The organism is Oceanimonas doudoroffii (assembly GCF_002242685.1).
Lineage (GTDB): Bacteria > Pseudomonadota > Gammaproteobacteria > Enterobacterales > Aeromonadaceae > Oceanimonas > Oceanimonas doudoroffii.
In genome coordinates this window covers 1-18,038 of the sequence record NZ_NBIM01000003.1, presented here as the reverse complement: position 1 = coordinate 18,038, position 18,038 = coordinate 1, and the positions used below count along the sequence as shown (strand labels likewise).

Annotated in this window: 17 protein-coding genes and 1 riboswitch; of the genes, 7 read left to right on the top strand and 10 right to left on the bottom strand. The window is 58.9% G+C overall.

The genetic code is table 11. The annotated features are described in order from the left end of the window. Nucleotides 1-60: 60 nt before the first annotated feature. The 4 genes from hslU to argS form a co-directional block, all read right to left on the bottom strand. Complete coding sequence (gene hslU, locus B6S08_RS10965) at nucleotides 61-1,389, bottom strand: ATP-dependent protease ATPase subunit HslU (RefSeq protein WP_094200860.1); 1,329 nt, start codon at nucleotides 1,387-1,389, stop codon at nucleotides 61-63. Between the two features lie 27 nt (nucleotides 1,390-1,416). Then, entirely contained in the window at nucleotides 1,417-1,947 is a 531-nt protein-coding gene (gene hslV / locus B6S08_RS10960) for an ATP-dependent protease subunit HslV (protein ID WP_094200859.1), read from the bottom strand. Nucleotides 1,948-2,213: 266 nt separating this feature from the next. Next, the gene (locus B6S08_RS10955; protein WP_094200858.1) at nucleotides 2,214-2,795 is read right to left on the bottom strand and encodes an SPOR domain-containing protein; all 582 of its coding nucleotides are present in this window, start codon (nucleotides 2,793-2,795) and stop codon (nucleotides 2,214-2,216) included. 3 nt (nucleotides 2,796-2,798) lie between these two features. Further along, nucleotides 2,799-4,553, bottom strand: a complete 1,755-nt coding sequence (argS, locus tag B6S08_RS10950) for an arginine--tRNA ligase (protein ID WP_094200857.1) — start codon at nucleotides 4,551-4,553, stop codon at nucleotides 2,799-2,801. Nucleotides 4,554-4,790: 237 nt separating this feature from the next. Between argS and B6S08_RS10945 the strand changes: the two genes are divergently transcribed. Next, the gene (locus B6S08_RS10945) at nucleotides 4,791-5,381 is read left to right on the top strand and encodes an LON peptidase substrate-binding domain-containing protein (protein ID WP_094200856.1); all 591 of its coding nucleotides are present in this window, start codon (nucleotides 4,791-4,793) and stop codon (nucleotides 5,379-5,381) included. A 7-nt stretch (nucleotides 5,382-5,388) separates the two neighbouring features. Here B6S08_RS10945 and priA read toward each other — a convergent pair whose 3' ends face one another. Beyond that, nucleotides 5,389-7,599 carry a primosomal protein N' gene (gene priA / locus B6S08_RS10940; RefSeq protein ID WP_094200855.1) on the bottom strand — a complete coding sequence of 737 codons (2,211 nt, stop codon included), beginning with the start codon at nucleotides 7,597-7,599 and terminating at the stop codon, nucleotides 5,389-5,391. Nucleotides 7,600-7,724: 125 nt separating this feature from the next. Between priA and rpmE the strand changes: the two genes are divergently transcribed. The 3 genes from rpmE to B6S08_RS10925 all read left to right on the top strand — a co-directional run bounded on the left by rpmE (nucleotide 7,725) and on the right by B6S08_RS10925 (nucleotide 10,155). Beyond that, nucleotides 7,725-7,940: a 50S ribosomal protein L31 gene (gene rpmE / locus B6S08_RS10935; protein ID WP_094200854.1), complete on the top strand. Its 216-nt coding sequence runs from the start codon at nucleotides 7,725-7,727 to the stop codon at nucleotides 7,938-7,940. Nucleotides 7,941-8,052: 112 nt separating this feature from the next. After that, nucleotides 8,053-8,790: a thermonuclease family protein gene (locus tag B6S08_RS10930; RefSeq protein ID WP_094200853.1), complete on the top strand. Its 738-nt coding sequence runs from the start codon at nucleotides 8,053-8,055 to the stop codon at nucleotides 8,788-8,790. Nucleotides 8,791-8,910: 120 nt separating this feature from the next. Continuing rightward, entirely contained in the window at nucleotides 8,911-10,155 is a 1,245-nt protein-coding gene (locus B6S08_RS10925; RefSeq protein ID WP_094200852.1) for a malic enzyme-like NAD(P)-binding protein, read from the top strand. A gap of 125 nt (nucleotides 10,156-10,280) precedes the next feature. On the opposite strand, the gene trmA is transcribed toward B6S08_RS10925, so the two are convergent. Continuing rightward, nucleotides 10,281-11,381 (bottom strand): tRNA (uridine(54)-C5)-methyltransferase TrmA, encoded by a 1,101-nt coding sequence (gene trmA, locus B6S08_RS10920; protein ID WP_094200851.1) that lies wholly within the window; start codon nucleotides 11,379-11,381, stop codon nucleotides 10,281-10,283. A gap of 135 nt (nucleotides 11,382-11,516) precedes the next feature. Between trmA and B6S08_RS10915 the strand changes: the two genes are divergently transcribed. Then, nucleotides 11,517-12,044, top strand: coding sequence for an ATP--cob(I)alamin adenosyltransferase (locus B6S08_RS10915; RefSeq protein WP_094200850.1), 528 nt, complete (start codon nucleotides 11,517-11,519; stop codon nucleotides 12,042-12,044). Here B6S08_RS10915 and B6S08_RS10910 read toward each other — a convergent pair. Both B6S08_RS10910 and B6S08_RS10905 read right to left on the bottom strand, forming a co-directional pair. Then, entirely contained in the window at nucleotides 12,038-12,403 is a 366-nt protein-coding gene (locus B6S08_RS10910; protein WP_094200849.1) for a hypothetical protein, read from the bottom strand. The two genes, B6S08_RS10915 and B6S08_RS10910, sit on opposite strands and share 7 nt — an antisense overlap. Before the next feature lie 9 nt (nucleotides 12,404-12,412). Then, entirely contained in the window at nucleotides 12,413-13,753 is a 1,341-nt protein-coding gene (locus tag B6S08_RS10905; protein WP_094200848.1) for a sulfite oxidase, read from the bottom strand. Nucleotides 13,754-13,931: 178 nt separating this feature from the next. Next, nucleotides 13,932-14,128, top strand: a riboswitch (cobalamin riboswitch). 35 nt (nucleotides 14,129-14,163) lie between these two features. On the opposite strand from B6S08_RS10905, the gene B6S08_RS10900 reads away from it, so the two are divergent. Further along, nucleotides 14,164-15,963, top strand: coding sequence for a TonB-dependent receptor domain-containing protein (locus tag B6S08_RS10900; protein ID WP_094200847.1), 1,800 nt, complete (start codon nucleotides 14,164-14,166; stop codon nucleotides 15,961-15,963). Nucleotides 15,964-16,275: 312 nt separating this feature from the next. Then, nucleotides 16,276-17,079: a glutamate racemase gene (gene murI, locus B6S08_RS10895; RefSeq protein ID WP_094200846.1), complete on the top strand. Its 804-nt coding sequence runs from the start codon at nucleotides 16,276-16,278 to the stop codon at nucleotides 17,077-17,079. Between the two features lie 6 nt (nucleotides 17,080-17,085). On the opposite strand, the gene B6S08_RS10890 is transcribed toward murI, so the two are convergent. Both B6S08_RS10890 and B6S08_RS18470 read right to left on the bottom strand, forming a co-directional pair. Beyond that, nucleotides 17,086-17,553 (bottom strand): RNA recognition motif domain-containing protein, encoded by a 468-nt coding sequence (locus B6S08_RS10890; protein WP_094200845.1) that lies wholly within the window; start codon nucleotides 17,551-17,553, stop codon nucleotides 17,086-17,088. A gap of 295 nt (nucleotides 17,554-17,848) precedes the next feature. Beyond that, nucleotides 17,849-18,038, bottom strand: a 190-nt coding sequence (locus B6S08_RS18470; protein WP_211284221.1) for a hypothetical protein, incomplete at its 5' end; no start/stop codon positions are given.

Sequence of the window (18,038 nt, the reverse complement as noted above, 5' to 3'; positions counted from 1 at the left end):
ATAAGGGGGCGGGAGCGGTTTTCAATCACAATGATGTGACCGCTCCCGGAATCATATGAATCAGAGGATAAAGCGACTCAGATCCTCGTCTTCCACCAGATCCTTGAGGTAGCGATCCACGTAATCCGCGTCCACGGTAATGGTTTCACCAGACTTGTCTGAAGCTTCAAATGAAAGCTCATCCAGCAGTCGCTCCATCACGGTATGCAGGCGGCGGGCACCGATGTTCTCGGTGGTTTCGTTGACCCGCCAGGCGGCATCGGCCAGGCGGCGAATGCCTTCGTCGGTAAACTCGACATGCACATTCTCGGTGGCCAGCAGTGCCTTGTATTGCTCGGTCAGCGAGGCGCTGGGCTCGGTGAGAATACGCTCGAAGTCTTCGGTGGTGAGCGAGCTCAGCTCCACTCTAATGGGCAGGCGACCCTGCAGCTCGGGGATCAGATCAGAGGGGCGGGCCACCTGAAACGCGCCGGAAGCGATAAACAGCATGTGATCGGTGCGCACCATGCCGTGCTTGGTGTTGACGGTGCTGCCTTCGATCAGCGGCAGCAGATCCCGCTGCACGCCTTCCCGGGACACATCGGGACCGGAGCTCTCGCCGCGCTTGCAGATCTTGTCGAATTCATCGATAAACACGATGCCGTGGTTTTCCACCGCGTGAATGGCCTGCTCCTTCAGCTCTTCCGGATTGACCAGCTTGGCGGCTTCTTCCTCCACCAGCAGCTTGAAGGCATCCTTGATCTTCATCTTGCGCTGTTTGCTGGTATTGCCCGCCAGGTTCTGGAACATGCCCTGCAGCTGGTTGGTCATTTCCTCCATGCCGGGAGGGGCCATGATTTCCACACCCATCTGCGGTGCGGACACGTTGATCTCGATTTCCTTGTCGTCGAGCTGACCCTCACGCAGCTTCTTGCGAAAGATCTGCCGGCTGCCGCTGTTGTCGGCCTTTTCTTCCTCACCCCAGCCGTTGCGGGGGTTGGGCAGCAGGGCGTCGAGCACCCGCTCCTCGGCGGCTTCCTCGGCGCGGTGGCGGTATTTATCCATCTGTTGCTCGCGCACCATTTTCATGGCGATGTCGGTGAGATCGCGAATGATGGAGTCCACTTCCTTGCCCACATAACCTACTTCGGTGAACTTGGTCGCTTCCACCTTGATAAAGGGTGCATTGGCCAGCTTGGCCAGACGACGGGCGATCTCGGTCTTGCCGACGCCGGTGGGGCCAATCATCAGAATGTTCTTGGGGGTCACTTCCTGGCGCAGCTCGGGCTCTAGCTGCATGCGCCGCCAGCGGTTGCGCAGGGCAATGGCCACGGCGCGCTTGGCATCGGCCTGGCCGACAATGTGGCGGTCCAGCTCGTGGACGATTTCTCTCGGGGTCATTTCAGACATAATTCAATCCTGTTGCAGCGGCCCGCCTCAGCGGCCGTAGTCGAGTTCTTCGATGGTCTGGTTGCCATTGGTGTAGACGCAGATATCGCCGGCGATGGTCAGCGCCTTTTCCACGATATCGTGCGCATCCATGTCGGTGTTTTCCAGCAGGGCGCGGGCGGCGGACTGGGCAAAGGCGCCGCCGGAGCCGATGGCGATCAGATCCTGCTCGGGCTGCACCACGTCGCCGTTACCGGTAATGATAAAGGAATGCTTTTCATCGGCCACCGCCAGCAGGGCCTCGAGCCGGCGTAGGGCACGGTCGGTTCGCCAGTCCTTGGCCAGCGCCACGGCGGCGCGCTCCAGGTTGCCCTGATGGGCCTGCAGTTTGGCCTCAAAGCGTTCCAGCAGGGTAAAGGCGTCGGCGGTGCCACCGGCAAAGCCGGCCAGCACCTTGCCGTTGAACAGGCGGTGTACCTTGCGGGCGTTGCCCTTCATCACGGTATTGCCCAGGGAAACCTGGCCATCGCCACCGATAACCACCTTGCCGTTACGGCGTACTGAAACGATTGTTGTCACTATGAACCTCACTTGACGGTGTTGCCGGCCGGGCCGACGAGAATGTCATGTTCACGGAGATGGGGGCGAGTAAGAAAAACTTCAACCCTGTTGCCGGACTCTTGGCGTCAGGCCGGCAGCCATAGGTCTCATGCGAAGCAACGGTGGGGTTGCGCGGCCGTTGTGTCGGGGAAAATGTACGTCGTGGGCAATGCCACAGGTAGGAAAGGTTGGGATTCGCTGCGCCTATCGCCAACCTTGCCATTGGATTAAAGAGAAAGCGACTGTCAGCCCTGCAACACGATGCAGCTGGTGTTGATACGGCCCATTTTGTGTTTCTCCTGATCGGCCTTGCGCTTGCTGTCGTAGGGGCCCATCACCACTCGGTACCAGATGCCGTTGCTGCCTTCGCTGCGTTTGACTTCCGAGGCCAGGCCCTGAAAGGCGATGCGGGCCTTGAGTTGCTCCGCCTGTGCCGAGGAGCGGAACGAGCCGCACTGCATATAATAAATTTTGGGCGGAGCGGCATCGGGCTTCTTACGTTCATTGGCGGGGGTAGGCACACTCACCACCACTTCCTTGTTTTCCAGCTGCTCGATATAGCGCCACTTCTCCACCGGTTTTTGGTCGATGGGGTTGACCTTTTTGGCTGGTGCCGCCTGTTCGGCGGCGGGCTCGGCGGCTCGGCGGGTGTCCGCCGAGCCCTTGATCAGCAGGATCAGATAACCGAGTCCGGCCAGTAGCGTCAGGGCGAGCAGTATGGCCAGCCAGGGAGTACGCCGCTCCGGTGCCCGGCCACGGCTGGCGGAGCGCTGCTGGGTACCGCCCCTTTTTTTGGGCGGGCTGCGGCGAACGTAATCCCTGGCCATGGCTTACATGCGCTCCAGGGTATCGATGCCGAGCAGAGACAGGCCCTGCTGCAGCACCTTGGCGGTAGCGGCGCACAGGCGCAGGCGGCTGGCCCGGGCCTCGGCGGACACGCCTTCCTTGTTGATGGGGCAGGCTTCGTAGAAGCTCATAAAGGCGCCGGACAGCTCGTACAGATACAGGCACAGCAGGTGCGGCATGCCTTTGTCGGCCACCGATTTGACGGTGTCGTTGAACTGCACCAGCTTCTGGGCCAGGGCTTCTTCCGCCGGGGCCTCGATGGCCACGCTGCCGCTCAGGGCATCGGCGCTGACACCGGCCTTGCGGAAGATGGACTGCACGCGAGTGTAGGCATACTGCAGGTAGGGGGCGGTGTTGCCCTCAAACGACAGCATGTTGTCCCAGTCGAAGATGTAGTCGGTGGTGCGGCTCTTGGACAGATCGGCGTATTTCACCGCGGCCATGGCTACCCGTTTCGCGACCTGGGCCTTTTCTTCGGCGCTGAGATCGGTCTGCTTCTGTTCCAGCAGGGCGGTGGCACGCTCTTCGGCTTCATCCAGCAGGTTCACCAACTTGATGGTGCCGCCGGAGCGGGTCTTGAACGGCCGGCCGTCCTTGCCCAGCATCATGCCAAAGGCGTGATGCTCCAGGCTCATGGTGTCGGGGATATAGCCGGCCTTGCGCACTATGGTCCAGGCCTGCATCAGGTGCTGGTGCTGGCGGGAGTCGATAAAATACAGCGCCCGATCGGCACCCAGTTGCTCATAACGGTATTTGGCGCAGGCGATGTCGGTGGTGGTGTAAAGGAAACCGCCGTCCTTCTTGCGCACAATGACGCCCATGGGGTCACCGTCCTTGTTCTTGTATTCGTCGAGGTACACCACCAAGGCACCCTCGTCTTCCACCGCCAGGCCCTGTTGCTGCAGATCGGCGACGATGTCGTTGAGCATGGGGTTGTACATGCTCTCGCCCATGACGTTGGCCGGGGTCAGGGACACACCCAGACGGTCATACACGGCCTGGTTGTGCTGCAGGGTAATGTCTACCAGCTTTTGCCACATATTCAGGCAGTAGGCGTCGCCGCCCTGCAGTTTCACCACGTAGTTACGGGCACGTTCGGCAAAGTCGGGGTCGGCGTCGTACTGCTGCTTGGACTCCCGGTAGAATTGCTCCAGATCCGACAGGCCCGACGAGAGCACGTCCGGGTTTTCCTGCTCCAGCTTTTCCAGGTAGGCGATCAGCATGCCGAACTGGGTGCCCCAGTCGCCGATGTGGTTGGCGCGAATCACCTTGTGGCCGAGAAACTCCAGGGTGCGTACCACGGCATCACCGATAATGGTGGAACGCAGGTGACCCACGTGCATTTCCTTGGCCACATTGGGGGCAGAGTAGTCCACCACCACGGTTTGCGGCTGCTCGGCGGCAGGCACATTGGCGCGCTCGTCGGCCACCATGGCGTCGATCTGGCGGGCCAGCCAGGCACTGTCGAGGAAGAAGTTGATAAAGCCGGGGCCGGCCAGCTCGGTTTTGGCCACCAGCTCGGAGGCGGGCAGGTTGTCGACCAGCAGTTGGGCCAGGGCGCGGGGATTCTGGCCGGCGGGCTTGGCCAGCAACAGCGCCAGGTTGGTGGCCAGATCGCCATGGGCCTTGTCTTTGGTGCGGTCTACCTGGATGCGGGGCTCCAGCTCGGCAGGCAGCTTGCCCTGTTGTTTGAGAGTAGAGACCGTCTGCTCAAGCAGCGCTTGAATATGTTCTTTCATTGTCAGTTCACCAAAGTTTGAGACAAGGTCGAAGAAAACCCGAGGGGCACAAATTCTACTCATAACCAGCCTCAAAAACTACCGTTCAAGGCCGGCGCCGGCGCCTTGCTGAAAGCGTGGCCAGTCAGGGCGGGTCCCCTTGATGGTATGGCATGTTTGAAATCGGTACTCAAATTGCCCCCGGTGGCAAAGTAAGCGTTTCCCGTTCATGCTGAATAAAGCAACAAGGAGCGGCCCATGAGACTGGCACTGTTACCGCTGACCCTGCACCTGCTGCCGGAAGGCAGGGTGCCGTTGCGTATTTTTGAACCCAAGTATGTGCGTATGGTGGCCGAAGCCGGCAAGGATGGCAGGGGTTTTGGCATCGGCATGCTGGAAGAACCCGACGACGGCGGCAAGGGCGATCTTTACATGCTGGGCGCCCGAGTGAAAATTGTGGACTTCTATACCCTGGACGACGGCCTGCTCGGTATTACTGTGGAGGCCACCGAGCGTTTTCGCATACGCCGGCTGGAGCAGGAGGCCGACGGCCTGCTGCAGGCCGAAGTGGATCTGCTCGACAACTGGCGGTCCCGTTCACTGGCGCCGGTGGAGCAGGTGCTGGCCGACAAGCTGCAGGAGGTCTTTGTGGAATACCCGGAGCTGGCGGATCTGCATCCGGATCCCCGCTGGCAGGACGCCACCTGGGTGACCCAGCGCTGGCTGGAAGTACTACCCATCAAGAACGACTACACTCAGCTGCTGATGAGTGAACCCAGCTGCCACCGGGCGCTGACCTTTCTGCTGTCGATGATCACCCCCGAATCCCGCCGAGGCCAGCGGCACTGAGCCGGCGTTACCACAATTCCTGCGGATCCATATCCAGCGACCATCTTACCTTGCGGGCCGCCGGCAGCGTGTCGGCAATGGCCAGTGCTCGCCGGCAGGCACTGGCTAGGTCCCGCCGGTTACTCGCCTGCAGCAGCATCTGATAACGGTACTGACCGGCTTTGCGCTCCATGCGGGCGCTAAAGGGGCCCAGGCACAGCACGGAGGCGGGCAGGGCGGGAGCCAGCTGCTGTGCCAGGGGCACCAGAAACTCCCGGCAGGCTTCCCCCTGCGTGGCCTGACAGCGAAACAACGCCTGATAGCTGTAGGGCGGCAGGCCGGCCTGATGGCGCTCCTGCAGGGCGGTGTGGGCGAAATGGCGATAGCCCTGGTTGGCCAGATCCTGCAACAGGGCGTGATCCGGGTGGTGAGTCTGCAGTATGACCCGGCCCGGCTTGCTGGCCCGTCCGGCCCTTCCGGCCACCTGAATATACAGCTGGGCCAGCCGCTCGGCGGCCCGAAAATCCCCGGCAAAGAGGGCGCCGTCCACGTCCAGCATGGCCACCAGGGTGACGTCGGGAAAATGATGGCCCTTGGCCAGCATCTGGGTGCCGATCAGGATCTGGTACTTGCCGGCGCGAATGCCTTCCAGGTGCTGCTCAAAACTGCCCTTGCGCCGCGTGTTGTCCCGGTCAATACGAATGGTGCTGTACTGGGGAAACAACATGGCCAGGGCCTGCTCCACCTGCTCGGTGCCGAGGCCGGTGCCTACCAGATGGGTACTGCCGCAGTGGGGGCAGCGGGGCGGCCGGGCGCGCTGGTGATCGCAGTGATGACAATGCAGCCGGTTGCCACTCTTGTGCCAGGTGTAGTGGGCATCGCAGCGTTCACAGTCCGCCACCCAGCCGCAGTCGTGACACAGCAGCGCCGGCGCATAGCCCCGACGGTTGAGAAACAGCATCACCTGGTTGCCCTTTTCCAGTTCTTCGGCCATCAGCTGCTGCAGCTGGGGTGAAAGCCCGGCCTCCAGCTGTACGTGACGGCTGTCCAGCAACAGGTGCTCGGCCAGGGTGGCACTACCGGGGCGCTGGCTCAGGGTGAGCAGCCGATATTTGCCGCTGGCGGCATTGTGCAGGCTTTCAAAGCTGGGGGTGGCCGAGCCCAGCACGATGGGAATGTGCAGCTGCTGAGCGCGCAGCAGCGCCAGATCCCGGGCATGATAGCGAAAGCCGTCCTGCTGTTTGAACGAGCCGTCATGCTCTTCGTCGATAATAATGAGCCCCAGTCGGGCAAAGGGCGTGAGCAGGGCCGAGCGGGTGCCGATCACGATGGCGGCGCTGCCGTCCTTGCAGGCCAGCCAGGCGTCGAGCCGTTCTCGCTCGTTCATGGCCGAGTGCAGGGTACACACGGGTAGCGAAAAGCGGCGCTGAAAGCGGGCGATGGTCTGGGGAGTGAGGCCGATTTCCGGCACCATTACCAATACCTGCCTGCCGGCCTTGAGCACCGGCTCCATGGCCTGCAAATAGACTTCGGTCTTGCCCGAGCCGGTGATGCCTTCCAGCAGAAAGGGGCTGAAGCCCTCGGCCTGTTGCAACAGGCTCACCGCCAGCGCCTGCTCCGTGGTCAGGCGGGGTTTGCCGTCCTCATTGATGGTCACTTCACCGCGCCAGTCGGAGGGGGTGGGTAGGGTTTGCCGTTTTTCCGCCAGGCCTTTTTTGGCCAGGGCGTTGAGGGTGGCGGAGGTCACGCCCCGGGCTGCCAGCTCACCCGGGGGCATGGCCCCCTGAGTGAGCAGCGCCAGGGCCTGCTGTTGCTTGATGGCCCGGGCCAGGGGGGCGCTGTCACCGTCCAGGGCATGCCAGACTTCCACCGGCTTGTAGCCGGCGGGCTCGCCTTTGCGCAGCAGGGTGGGCAGAGCCTGAAAATACACTTCACCCGGCGGGTGCAGATAATATTGCGCTGCCCAGGCCAGCAGCTGACGTTCGGCCCCACCCAGCACCGGGGTGTCGTCGAGCACGGCGGTGACCGGCTTGATGCGGGAGAGATCAAACTCGGTGTGTTCGGGATGGGACACCACCAGCCCCACGAGGGTCCGGTTGCCAAAAGGCACACTCACTCGGCAGCCGGGAGCAGGCAAGGGTTGCGGGCAGAGGTAATCGAATTCCCGACGCAGCGGAACGGGCAGCACAACCCGCAGCAAAGCCTGTTGCGCCTGTGGGGATGTTGCTGGTTTTTTCATCCGCATTTTCCTTGCCTGAAAAAAGGCGATCCTATATTATTCGCACCCTTCACAAAACGTGTATCACTCGTGTGGTGTCTGGCTCAGGATCAGATAGCGACACGGCCTACTGACAGAGGTTGTCCATGAAACAAGGTATCCATCCGGAATACAAAGAAATTGTTGCCAAATGTTCTTGCGGTAACGAGATCAAGACCCGCTCTACCCTGGGCCATGATCTGAACCTGGACGTTTGCTCAGCTTGCCACCCCTTCTTCACCGGCAAGCAGAAGATCGTTGACACCGGCGGCCGTGTTGATCGCTTCAACAAGCGTTTCGGCATGCTGGGCAGCAAGAAGTAAGCTGCTTCGGTTTCGAAAAAGCGCCTGCGGGCGCTTTTTTGTTGCCCGTTATTTGCCTCCTCCCGCTTTCTTTACCATGGTTAACCGGCCTGCCTGAATCCGGTGCGTCGACATGTTGCTTCGACTCTGTGTTGCCCTGCTCGTTTTTTCTCCCTTCTCGGCGGCCTTCGCCTGTCCACAATTCAGCCAGTATGAAACCGTGAATGTTAAAAAAGTAATAGACGGAGATACTGTCCTTCTCTCCGATGGTAGACGCATTCGCTTTGTGGGAATAGATACACCGGAATTATACAAAAAGGGTCTTTTGGCCCCCGAGCCGGGCGCGCGGGCGGCCCGGCGCTGGCTGCGCAATAAAATACCAGAAAGGAGTCAAATGAAACTGGTTTTTGCCATGGAAAGGCGTGATGATTATGGGCGCCTCTTGGCTCATCCCCTGACCGCAGACGGTCGGCTGCTGGTAAAAAGCATGCTGACGGCGGGCCTGGGTGAGCTGCTGCTGATCCCGCCCAATCACGGCTACTGGCACTGTCTGCTGCAGGCAGAAAGCATAGCTTACGGCCGACGGCTGGGGATCTGGTCGCAAAACCTGCCGCGGGTGCCGGCGCGCACCGGCTGGCAACGGCTGCGGTTTCAGGTGCACGAGGTGCACCAGGGTCGCGGCGGAGTGACCATACGGGCCGCGGGTGGACTTAAGGTTCGCACCGGCAAGCGTCTGTCCGCGCAATCTCGTCGGGCTCTGGGCCGGCTGCAGGCCGGCGAGCACCTGTTTGTGCGTGGCCATGCGCGAAAAACCGCCGATGGCTGGCTGCTGTGGATTAACCATCCCTGGCAGTTTCACCGAGAAAAATAGCGGGATCAGGCTGGGCAAGGTGAAAAAAGTTGATTAGTATCACATTGTATAAACATTGTGATAAACTTGTTCACAGTGTAATCGAATAAATGTCTACAATCGCATCAGGGTACTTGCAAAATGACCGACTTCCGTCAAAAAGCGCTCGACTATCATGCTTTCCCCAAGCCGGGCAAAATCTCCGTTGAAATCAGCAAGCCGGCAGAAACCGCCAAGGATCTGTCCCTGGCCTACAGCCCGGGTGTAGCCGAGCCGGTGCGCGAAATCGCCGCCGATCCGGAAAACGCCTACAAGTACACCGCCAAAGGCAACCTGGTCGCGGTTATCTCCAACGGTACCGCCATTCTGGGTCTGGGTAACCTGGGTCCGCTGGCTTCCAAGCCGGTCATGGAAGGCAAGGCGTTGCTGTTCAAGCGCTTCGCCGGCCTCGACTCCGTGGACATCGAAGTCAAGCACCGCACCACCGAAGAGTTCATTCAGACCGTGGAAGCCATCGCCGACACCTTTGGCGGCATTAACCTGGAAGACATCAAGGCCCCCGAGTGCTTTGAAATCGAGCGCGAGCTGATCGAACGCTGCAACGTGCCGGTATTCCACGACGACCAGCACGGCACCGCCATCGTGACCGCCGCGGGTCTGATCAACTCCCTGGAAGTGCAGGGCAAGGACATCGCCGAAGCCCGCATCGTGTGCATGGGCGCCGGTGCCGCCGCTGTGGCCTGTATGGAGCTGCTGATCAAGTGTGGCGCCCAGCGTGAAAACATCTACATGCTGGACCGCAATGGTGTGATCCACACTCGCCGTGACGATCTGAACGAGTACAAGGCGCTGTTTGCTAACAACACCGACAAGCGTACCCTGGAAGACGTGATCACCGACGCCGACGTATTTGTGGGCGTATCCGGTCCCGACGTACTGCCGGCCGAGGCCGTCAAGCTGATGGCGCCGAACCCGGTTATCTTTGCCTGCTCCAACCCGGATCCGGAAATCAAGCCCGAGCTGGCTCACGCCACTCGTGACGATCTGGTCATGGGTACCGGTCGTTCCGACTACCCCAACCAGGTGAACAACGTACTGTGCTTCCCCTTCATCTTCCGCGGTGCCCTGGACGTGCGTGCCACCCGCATCAACGACGAAATGAAAGTGGCCGCCGTTGACGCCATTCGTGCCCTGGCCAAGGAGCCGGTTCCCCAGGAAGTGCTGGTTGCGTCCGGTTACGACTCGCTCGAGTTCGGCAAGGACTACGTGATTCCGAAGCCGATGGATCCGCGCCTGCTGCCGCGCGTTGCCCGCGCCGTGGCCGTGGCTGCCGTGGAGTCCGGTGTGGCCCGCATCGCGCTGCCGGAAAACTACATGCAGGACTGAGTGTCGGCCCATGCATGAAAAAGGGGAGCTTCGGCTCCCCTTTTTGATCCCTTTTTTGTGAGGGGAAAGGCGTGAGGGGAGAGGGGTGGATACTCTTTATACCAATCCCCCTTAATCCTCACACCTTACTTGCGGCGAGTCAGATAGACCCCGGCTTCCATATGGTGGGTGTAGGGAAACTGATCAAACAGCGCAAAGCGGCTGATGTGGTGGGTCTGACCCAGGGTGTCCAGGTTCTGGCGCAGCGTGTCCGGGTTGCAGGAGATATAGACGATATTGTCGTAGTCCTGCACCAGTTTTACGGTGTCTTCGTCCAGTCCGGCCCGGGGCGGATCCACCAGTATGGTGTTGCACTCGTAGCTTTGCAGATCCACGCCTTTTAACCGGCGAAACTCGCGTACGCCACGCATGGCCTGGGTGAACTCTTCCGCCGACATGCGCAGTATGGTGACGTTGTCGATGGCATTTTCGGCAATGTTGTACTGGGCCGACTTCACCGACGAGCTGGAAATCTCGGTGGCCAGCACGCGGCGAAAGTTTCGCGCCAGGGCCAGGGAGAAGTTGCCGTTACCGCAATACAGCTCCAGCAGATCACCACTGGCTCCTTGAGTCACGTCCAGGGCCCAGGCCAGCATGTGCTCGTTCATACGACCATTGGGTTGGGTAAAGCTGTTTTCCACCTGCTGGTAAATGAGCTCTTTGCCGGCCACGTTCAGCCGCTCCACCACATAATCACAGTCGTGCACCAGCTTCTGCTTTTTGGCGCGGCCGATAATATGGGCGCTGATGCCTTGTTCTTTCAGCCGGGCGCGCAAATGCTGCACCTCGGCCTGCCAGTCTTCACCGAGCTGGCGATGGTAGAGCAGGCTGATCACCAGCTCGTTGCTCAAAGACGACAGAAAGTCCACCTGAAACAGCTTGCGGCGCAATACCGGGTTGGGCTTGAGCGCCTCCAGTAGCAACGGCATGGCGGTGTTAATCAGGCGTGAGGCGGCCGGGAACTGCTCAACCCGGTATTTTTCCCGCGAGGCCTGGTCGAACATGATGTAGTAGAGGTCATCGCCTTCGTGCCACACTCGAAACTCGGCCCGCATGCGGTAATGCTCGGGCTCGGACGCAAACACTTCCAGCCGGGGCGGGCTAAAGGGAGCAAAGGTCTGCTCCAGCCGGGCGGCCTTTTCGTCCAGTTGGGTCTGGTAGCTGTGCGGGGTGACCTGGGTGCTCATGACGTGCCTCACTTTAAAACGGAGCGCAAATTCTACGGGTTGTAGTGAATTTGTCCAGTTGGCCGGCCTGTGCTGGTGGCGGTGAGGGCTTTTTGCCAGACTGAGTGCCAGTATTCAGACTTCAGGAGCAAGCCCATGCGGCGACCCAAGCCGGACGATTTGCGGGAGTGGTGTTACCCCTTTATTTATGAAACTCGTCTGACCTGCAACTACGAAATTCTTACCGACGAACTGTGCTGCCATATTGGCGTGGTGCTGGCGGCGCTGCCTGAGGGGTGTGATGACATACGGGCCGATCTCGAACAACTGCAGTCGCTGATTTATAACCTGAACGGCTCGGTGCGGGGTAGAAACGGCATTTTTGAGCAGGACATCAAGTGGCTGAAAGGGCGTTACAGCCATTATCAGCAGCAAACCGAGGGCAGGGTCACGGGCTTTGTGTTGCCACGGGGGCCGGCGCCGGTGCCGCAGTTGCACCTGTGCCGTTGTACCGGCAAGAAGATAGTGCGCATGCTGGTGCGGTTGGAGGAAGAAGGCAGGCGTTTCGCAGAAACCCTGCCCCGTTTTGCCAATGTGCTGGCCAACTTCTTCTTTGTGCTTACCGTGGCCATCAAGGCCAGGCTCAACGTGGAAGAGGTGCCCTATATCAGCGTGAACTACTGAGCCTTGGTTGGCTGCCGGTAAGGGTTTTCCGGCAGCTGGTCGGGCCGAAGCGGTGGCCGGCGGGCGCCTTCCTTTGGTCCGTAGGCGGTGCTCAGGTAGTCAAGAATGGTCTCCTCGGTCTGGGCATCAAAGGGCCACAACCCCTGCTTTTCCTGCATCCAGCGGATCAGAGACAGCCAGTGTTCCCGGCTGCCGCTGTTCTGGGTGACCAGCTTGGGTGAATGACAGGCGATGCAGTTGTTGCGCACCGTCTCCCAGCCCGGGGCGATAATAAAGCCGGTTTGCGGGTCCAGCTCGGCGGCCGACGCGGGCGCCGCCGTCAGGCCTAGCAGCAGCGCCAATGCAGCTGTGCGTATCATGCTCACCTCCTAGACAATTTGCACCGCAATGCGATGGCAGGCGTTGTTGAGGTACCCCTTGGGGTTCCAGCCCGGCACTACCATGGGCTGAGCCTGGCCTTCGCTGTCTACCGCTTTGGCCCACACCTCGTAATAGCCCTTCTCGGGAAAGGTCAGCTCGCTTTGCCAGTGCTGCCAGGCCAGCCGGTTGGCCGGTGCCCGCAGTTCGGCCTTGTGCCAGGTGGCGCCAAAGTCGATGGACAGATGCAGCTCGGTCACTTCCAGATCGCCGGCCCAGGCATGGCCACGGACCTTCAGTGGCTGGCCCAATTGGTGACTAATACCGGTTTTGGGAAAGGTGATCAGCGACTTGATTGGCATGGATTCGATGATTTCCATGTCTTCGTTCGGCACTTGAGTGCCCGGAGCCACCGGATATTTGGGCACACTGTAAGAGGGCGCGGCCATCTTGTTGCCGTCGTGAATCTGGTTGCGAATCACGATCTTCTTCAGCCACTTGCCCGAGGTAGAAGCGGGCCAGCCGCCGCACACCAGCCGCAGCGGGTGGCCGTTGAGTACTGGAATGTCTTCATCGTTCATGGCCCAGGCAATCAGGGTTTCGTCTTCCAGCGCCTTGGACATGGGCACTCCACGGGAAATGGCCGCCTTGCTCGGATCCCCACTGGGGTGCAAATCACCACCGTAGTAGCCAATGTAAACGGCGTCTTTCTTGATGCCACAGGCTTCCAGTACGTCCCGCAGGCGCACCCCGGTGAATTTGGGGCTGGCCACGGCGCCCGTGGTCCACTGGTTGCCGCTGGCTGCCGGCACGTATTCACTGCGGCCGTTGCCGCCGCACTCCACCGTGAGTTGATAGCTGTGATGCTTAAAGCGCTCCTTGAGCTCGGCAATGGTAAAGGTGGTGGGGTTCTCGCAGGACTCGCCGGCGATCTCCAGGGTCCATTTATTCGGATCCAGGGCTTCTATGTTGGGCAACAGGCCATTGTTGCGCACAAACATGTGTTTGGCCGGAGTGATTTCGTCATCCAGCAGATGAGGCGGGGTTTCGGCGTTAATGGGCCTGTCGTTAAGAATGGTCAGCCCTTCCTTGCCGGGCAGGGTAAAAGGCTCGTCGGACTGGGCAAAGGCCGCCGGAATCAGCCCGGCGGGCATGTTTTTGGCAAAGGGAATGCTGGCTCCCAGCGCCGTGGCCATGGCCAGCAGACCGCTGCGTTTTAAAAAACCGCGCCGGCTGTCGGGGTCGGTTTCCCGGCCCCAGAGCTGCTCGTCGGCCTTGATGGGATCTTCCCGGTAAAGTTCATGCAGCCCTCGCTGCCGTGGCTTCTGGTCGTGATTTGAATCGCTGGCCATGGTGTTCTCTCCTTGTTACGTGTGGCAATGACAAAGACCCGAATGAGCAGGCTATCAAAGGGTGGAAGGTTAAATATATGTGATATTTATGTAATTGGGAGGGCGCTCATGTTTTACAGGCTAGTTTTCGATGCGTTTAGTCTCATTAATCATGCATATACATGCAGTTAACCTTTTCCTATAATTCCCGCGCTTTGGTGCCGACAGGCGTAAACGGGAATCCGGTGCAAATCCGGAACTGGCGCGCAGCGGTAAGAAGGAACGAAGGCGACACGGAAAACTCCAGGCACTGCCGCAAGGTGGGAAGCCGTCGCCCTAGGTGAGCATTGGCTCGTGCCTTCAAGTCCGAAAACCTGCCAAAGAGAGAGTCACAAGGCCTGTGGGCCTCACTACGCGAACTAGGGAAGAACATGTCCAACAAGCTGTTGGCAGCCGCTTTGCTGCCATGGGCCGCCTTTGCCCAGAATTCAACCGATCCCACCTCTATCACCATCTACAACCGGGTAGAGCAGCCGCTTACCAGTGCCCTGGCACCGGTGGAAGTGATCACCAAGGCCGATATTGAACGCCGCCAGCCTCGCTCCCTTGTCGACCTGCTGGAAACCCTGCCGGGCATGCAGTTTGGCAGCCAGAACGGTGGCATTGGTCAGAGCAGCAGCCTGTTTGTGCGCGGCACCAATTCCGATCATGTGCTGGTGTTGCTGAATGGTCGTCCGATGGCGCAAATGGTGTCCAGCAATGTGGATTTCAGCCAGCTGCCGGTCAATAACGTGCAGCGTATCGAGTATATTCGGGGCCCTCGCGCCGCTATCTATGGCTCCCGTGCCATTGGTGGCGTGGTCAATATCATTACCACTTCACAGGTTAATGATGCCACTGTGGGCGTGACCACCGGCAGCAATGATTACTATGCCGCCAATGCTTCAATCAACCAGTGGGTTAGCGATGCTACTCGCCTGCAGTTGGCGACCGGCTATCGGGAAACCCGTGGGTATGATGTTGTACCTAGCAACAGTCAGAACGACAGGGATGGCTTTGACAGTAAAAACCTGACTTTGGGTATTGAACATCAGCTGAATCAGAATTGGACACTGGATGCCAACTTTAACGGCTGGGAGAACAATCTGGAATATGATTTTTATGAGCCGGTTTGGGGTACACCTGGCTCAGATAAAAATCATACAGAGGCCTATCAGTTAGACACCGGACTGAAATACACGAGTGACCAATTATCCGGTCAGCTTAATGCCAGCTACGGTGAGTATGAGTCCGAAGACTGGAATAAGGAGAGTGGTCGACATACTGCCAGCATTACCAACACGTCAACAACACGGCTTGATGGATTGGTTCAGTACCACTATTCCGAGCAAGGCTATGTTTTGACCGGTATGGATTGGGACAGAGACCGACTGAAAGCAAAAACTACGGGCACGCGTGCTCCTGACCGAGATAATACCGGTGTTTACGCATCTGTGTATCATACCTGGGCACCAGTATCCTTTGAGTTGACGGGACGAGTAGATGATAACGAGCAGTTTGGTACCCATGATACTTGGCAGAGTGCATTATCTTTGGCTCTTCCCATGCGGCACAAGGCAACCCTGAGTTATGGCACGGCCTTCAAGGCACCGACCTTCAGTCATCTGTATGGGTTCGGTGGTAACAAGGATCTGAAGCCCGAAGAGTCTGAAAACTGGGAGTTTGGCCTGGCCGGCGACTACGAGCTGATGGATTGGCAGGTTAACTTTTATCGCAATAAAATCGATGACCTGATTGTTTATCAGGGCGGTTACATTAACTCGACCAAGAATACCGATGCACTCATCAGGGGCATTGAGTTGGTTGCCAATGTTGAAACCGGGCCTGTACATCATGCCTTTAGTTATGATTACACCGATGCCGAAAATGAAAACAATAACGGTCGCCAGCTGCTCCGTCGTGCCAAGCGCAAATTCAGCTGGACCGGTGATATAGATGTAGCGAGTGCCAGTCTGTTTGCTCAGGTGCTGTATGTGGGAGAAAGAACAGATGTTGGCGATGTAATGTTGCCCTCTTACACCATCTGGAATATCGGAGCCCGTTATCCGCTCACCAGCAACCTGACCCTGAACGGCAAGGTAAACAACCTGTTCGACAAGGACTATCAGGTAGTTGATGGCTACGATGCCCCCGATATGGAGTTCTACGTCGGCGTCGACTACCGGTTCTGAGTGAGTGATATTCTTCACGCCCTAGAGTTGGCAGGGCATGAAGAAGGACAAGGTGTTCCCAAAGCCAACCGTCGATGGCAGGGATGCCATCGTCGAGCATGCATGGGCGAGCTTGCTCGCTAGTACCGAGTTTGTTGCCTGATCGAACTTCCTGTGAAAGTTCGCAGCAGGCGACAAGCGAAAGTGGCACTTAATGCTGCGTGTTGGTGTGGGATACCTTGTCCTGATTGATGCAAGCCGGCCCTTGCGCCGGCTTTTTTCTTTTTCAGCCGTTGGCGTTATCATGACGCCCTTGCACAGCGAGGGCAGCCAGTGGCAAATATTCTTATCTTCGACTCCGGCATGGGAGGCCTTTCCGTCTACCGGGAAGTCCGCAGGTCTTTGCCAACGCACCAGTACTTCTATCTCTTCGATAACGCCTGCTTTCCCTATGGTGAGCTGGGCGAGACACGGCTGGTGGAGCGGGTGCTGGAGCTGCTGACTAACTTTGTGCCAAAACATGACATAGACATTGTAGTGATCGCCTGCAACACCGCCAGCACCCATGTGTTGCCGGCCCTGCGTGAGCGTCTGCATATACCTGTGGTGGGCGTGGTGCCGGCCATCAAGCCGGCGGCGGAATATTGCCGTTTGCACGGGTTTACTCATATTGGCCTGCTGGCCACGCCGGGCACGGTGTCCCGCAGTTATACTGCCGAGCTGGTGCAAAGTTTTGCCGCCGATATGCAGGTATCCATGCTGGGTACCACCGAGCTGGTAAAAATGGCGGAAGACAAGCTGGCCGGCCTTCCTGTCGATATGACCAGGCTTGCCCGCGTGCTGGCTCCCTGGCGAAGTGATGACGGGCCCAGCGCATTGGTGCTGGGCTGCACCCATTTTCCGCTGCTGGCCCAGGAGCTGAGCCAATGCCTGCCAGGAGTGCAACTGGTGGACTCCGGCCAGGCTATTGCCCGGCGCGTGGCCAGCCTGTTACTGCAGGCGCCCGCAGCCGAAGCGGGCGATGAGCAGGGAGTGTTCGGGCACGTTTACTGCACCGAACTTACCGCAAAAGCGCAGGCTCAATCAGGGGCTTTTCTAGGTGAAGGCTTCGCGGGGTTGAAGACCTTCGTGATTTGAGGCCGCTTATGACGCGGCTTCGTTATCACCGTCGTCGTCCTTGCGCTCATTGGCCTCCCGCACCTTGAGGGTACGCTGCTGAAATTCGGTGTCGTTTAGCGCGGTCCTTGCCGCTTCCGCCGCGTCTGCCGGCATCTCCACAAAGCCAAAGCCCCGGCGTTTGCCGGTCTGCCTGTCTTTCATCAGGCGCACCGACAATACCTGCCCAAATTCTTCAAACAGGCTTCTTACCGTGGCCTCATTGGCCCGGTAGGGCAGGTTACCCACATAAAGGGTGGTGGTCGCCAGGGTTCCGGCCGCCGGCGACTGCACCAGCAGTGGCACCACTATGCCGCCCAGCAGCACGCCCAGCGAAAAGAAGAGGCCCAGGTAAAAAGAAGACGATGCCCAGGTGACGAGGGCCAGGCCCGGTACAGCCAGCAGCATGGCCAGCAGAACAGCCTGAACGGGAACGGGTTGCTGAAATACTTTCATTGATGATCGCGTCTCGAAAAATGAAAAAGAATAAATCACGCCGCAGGTTCAGTCCGGCGTATCGATCACAGCATAGCTTCAATCGGGCATCCTGACCCGGTATCTGTTTTGGCTGCGGTGTTTCCTTGCCATCATGCCTCCCAAAAGTGAATGAAAAATGTACTCGTGGTTATTCCAATCCTTACATATTGTGTATAACTCTGTGGTTAATATGTGATTTTGCTGGGTTGTTGAGCTGTTGGTGCGAAAGGGCGAGTTTTTTACAAAAAAGCCCTTGCGCAAAATCGGCGGCTCCCTATAATGCGCCCTCACTGACACGGCGGAACACGCCGACGGTCACAAGGGTTGAAACAACACGAAACAAAGTTTGATTCAACGCTTGACGAACACCAAGGATTGCGTAGAATACGCAGCCCTGACCCGCTGAAGGGTCAACGCTCTTTAACAATTTATCAAGCAAACTGTGTGGGCACTCGCAGGATGTT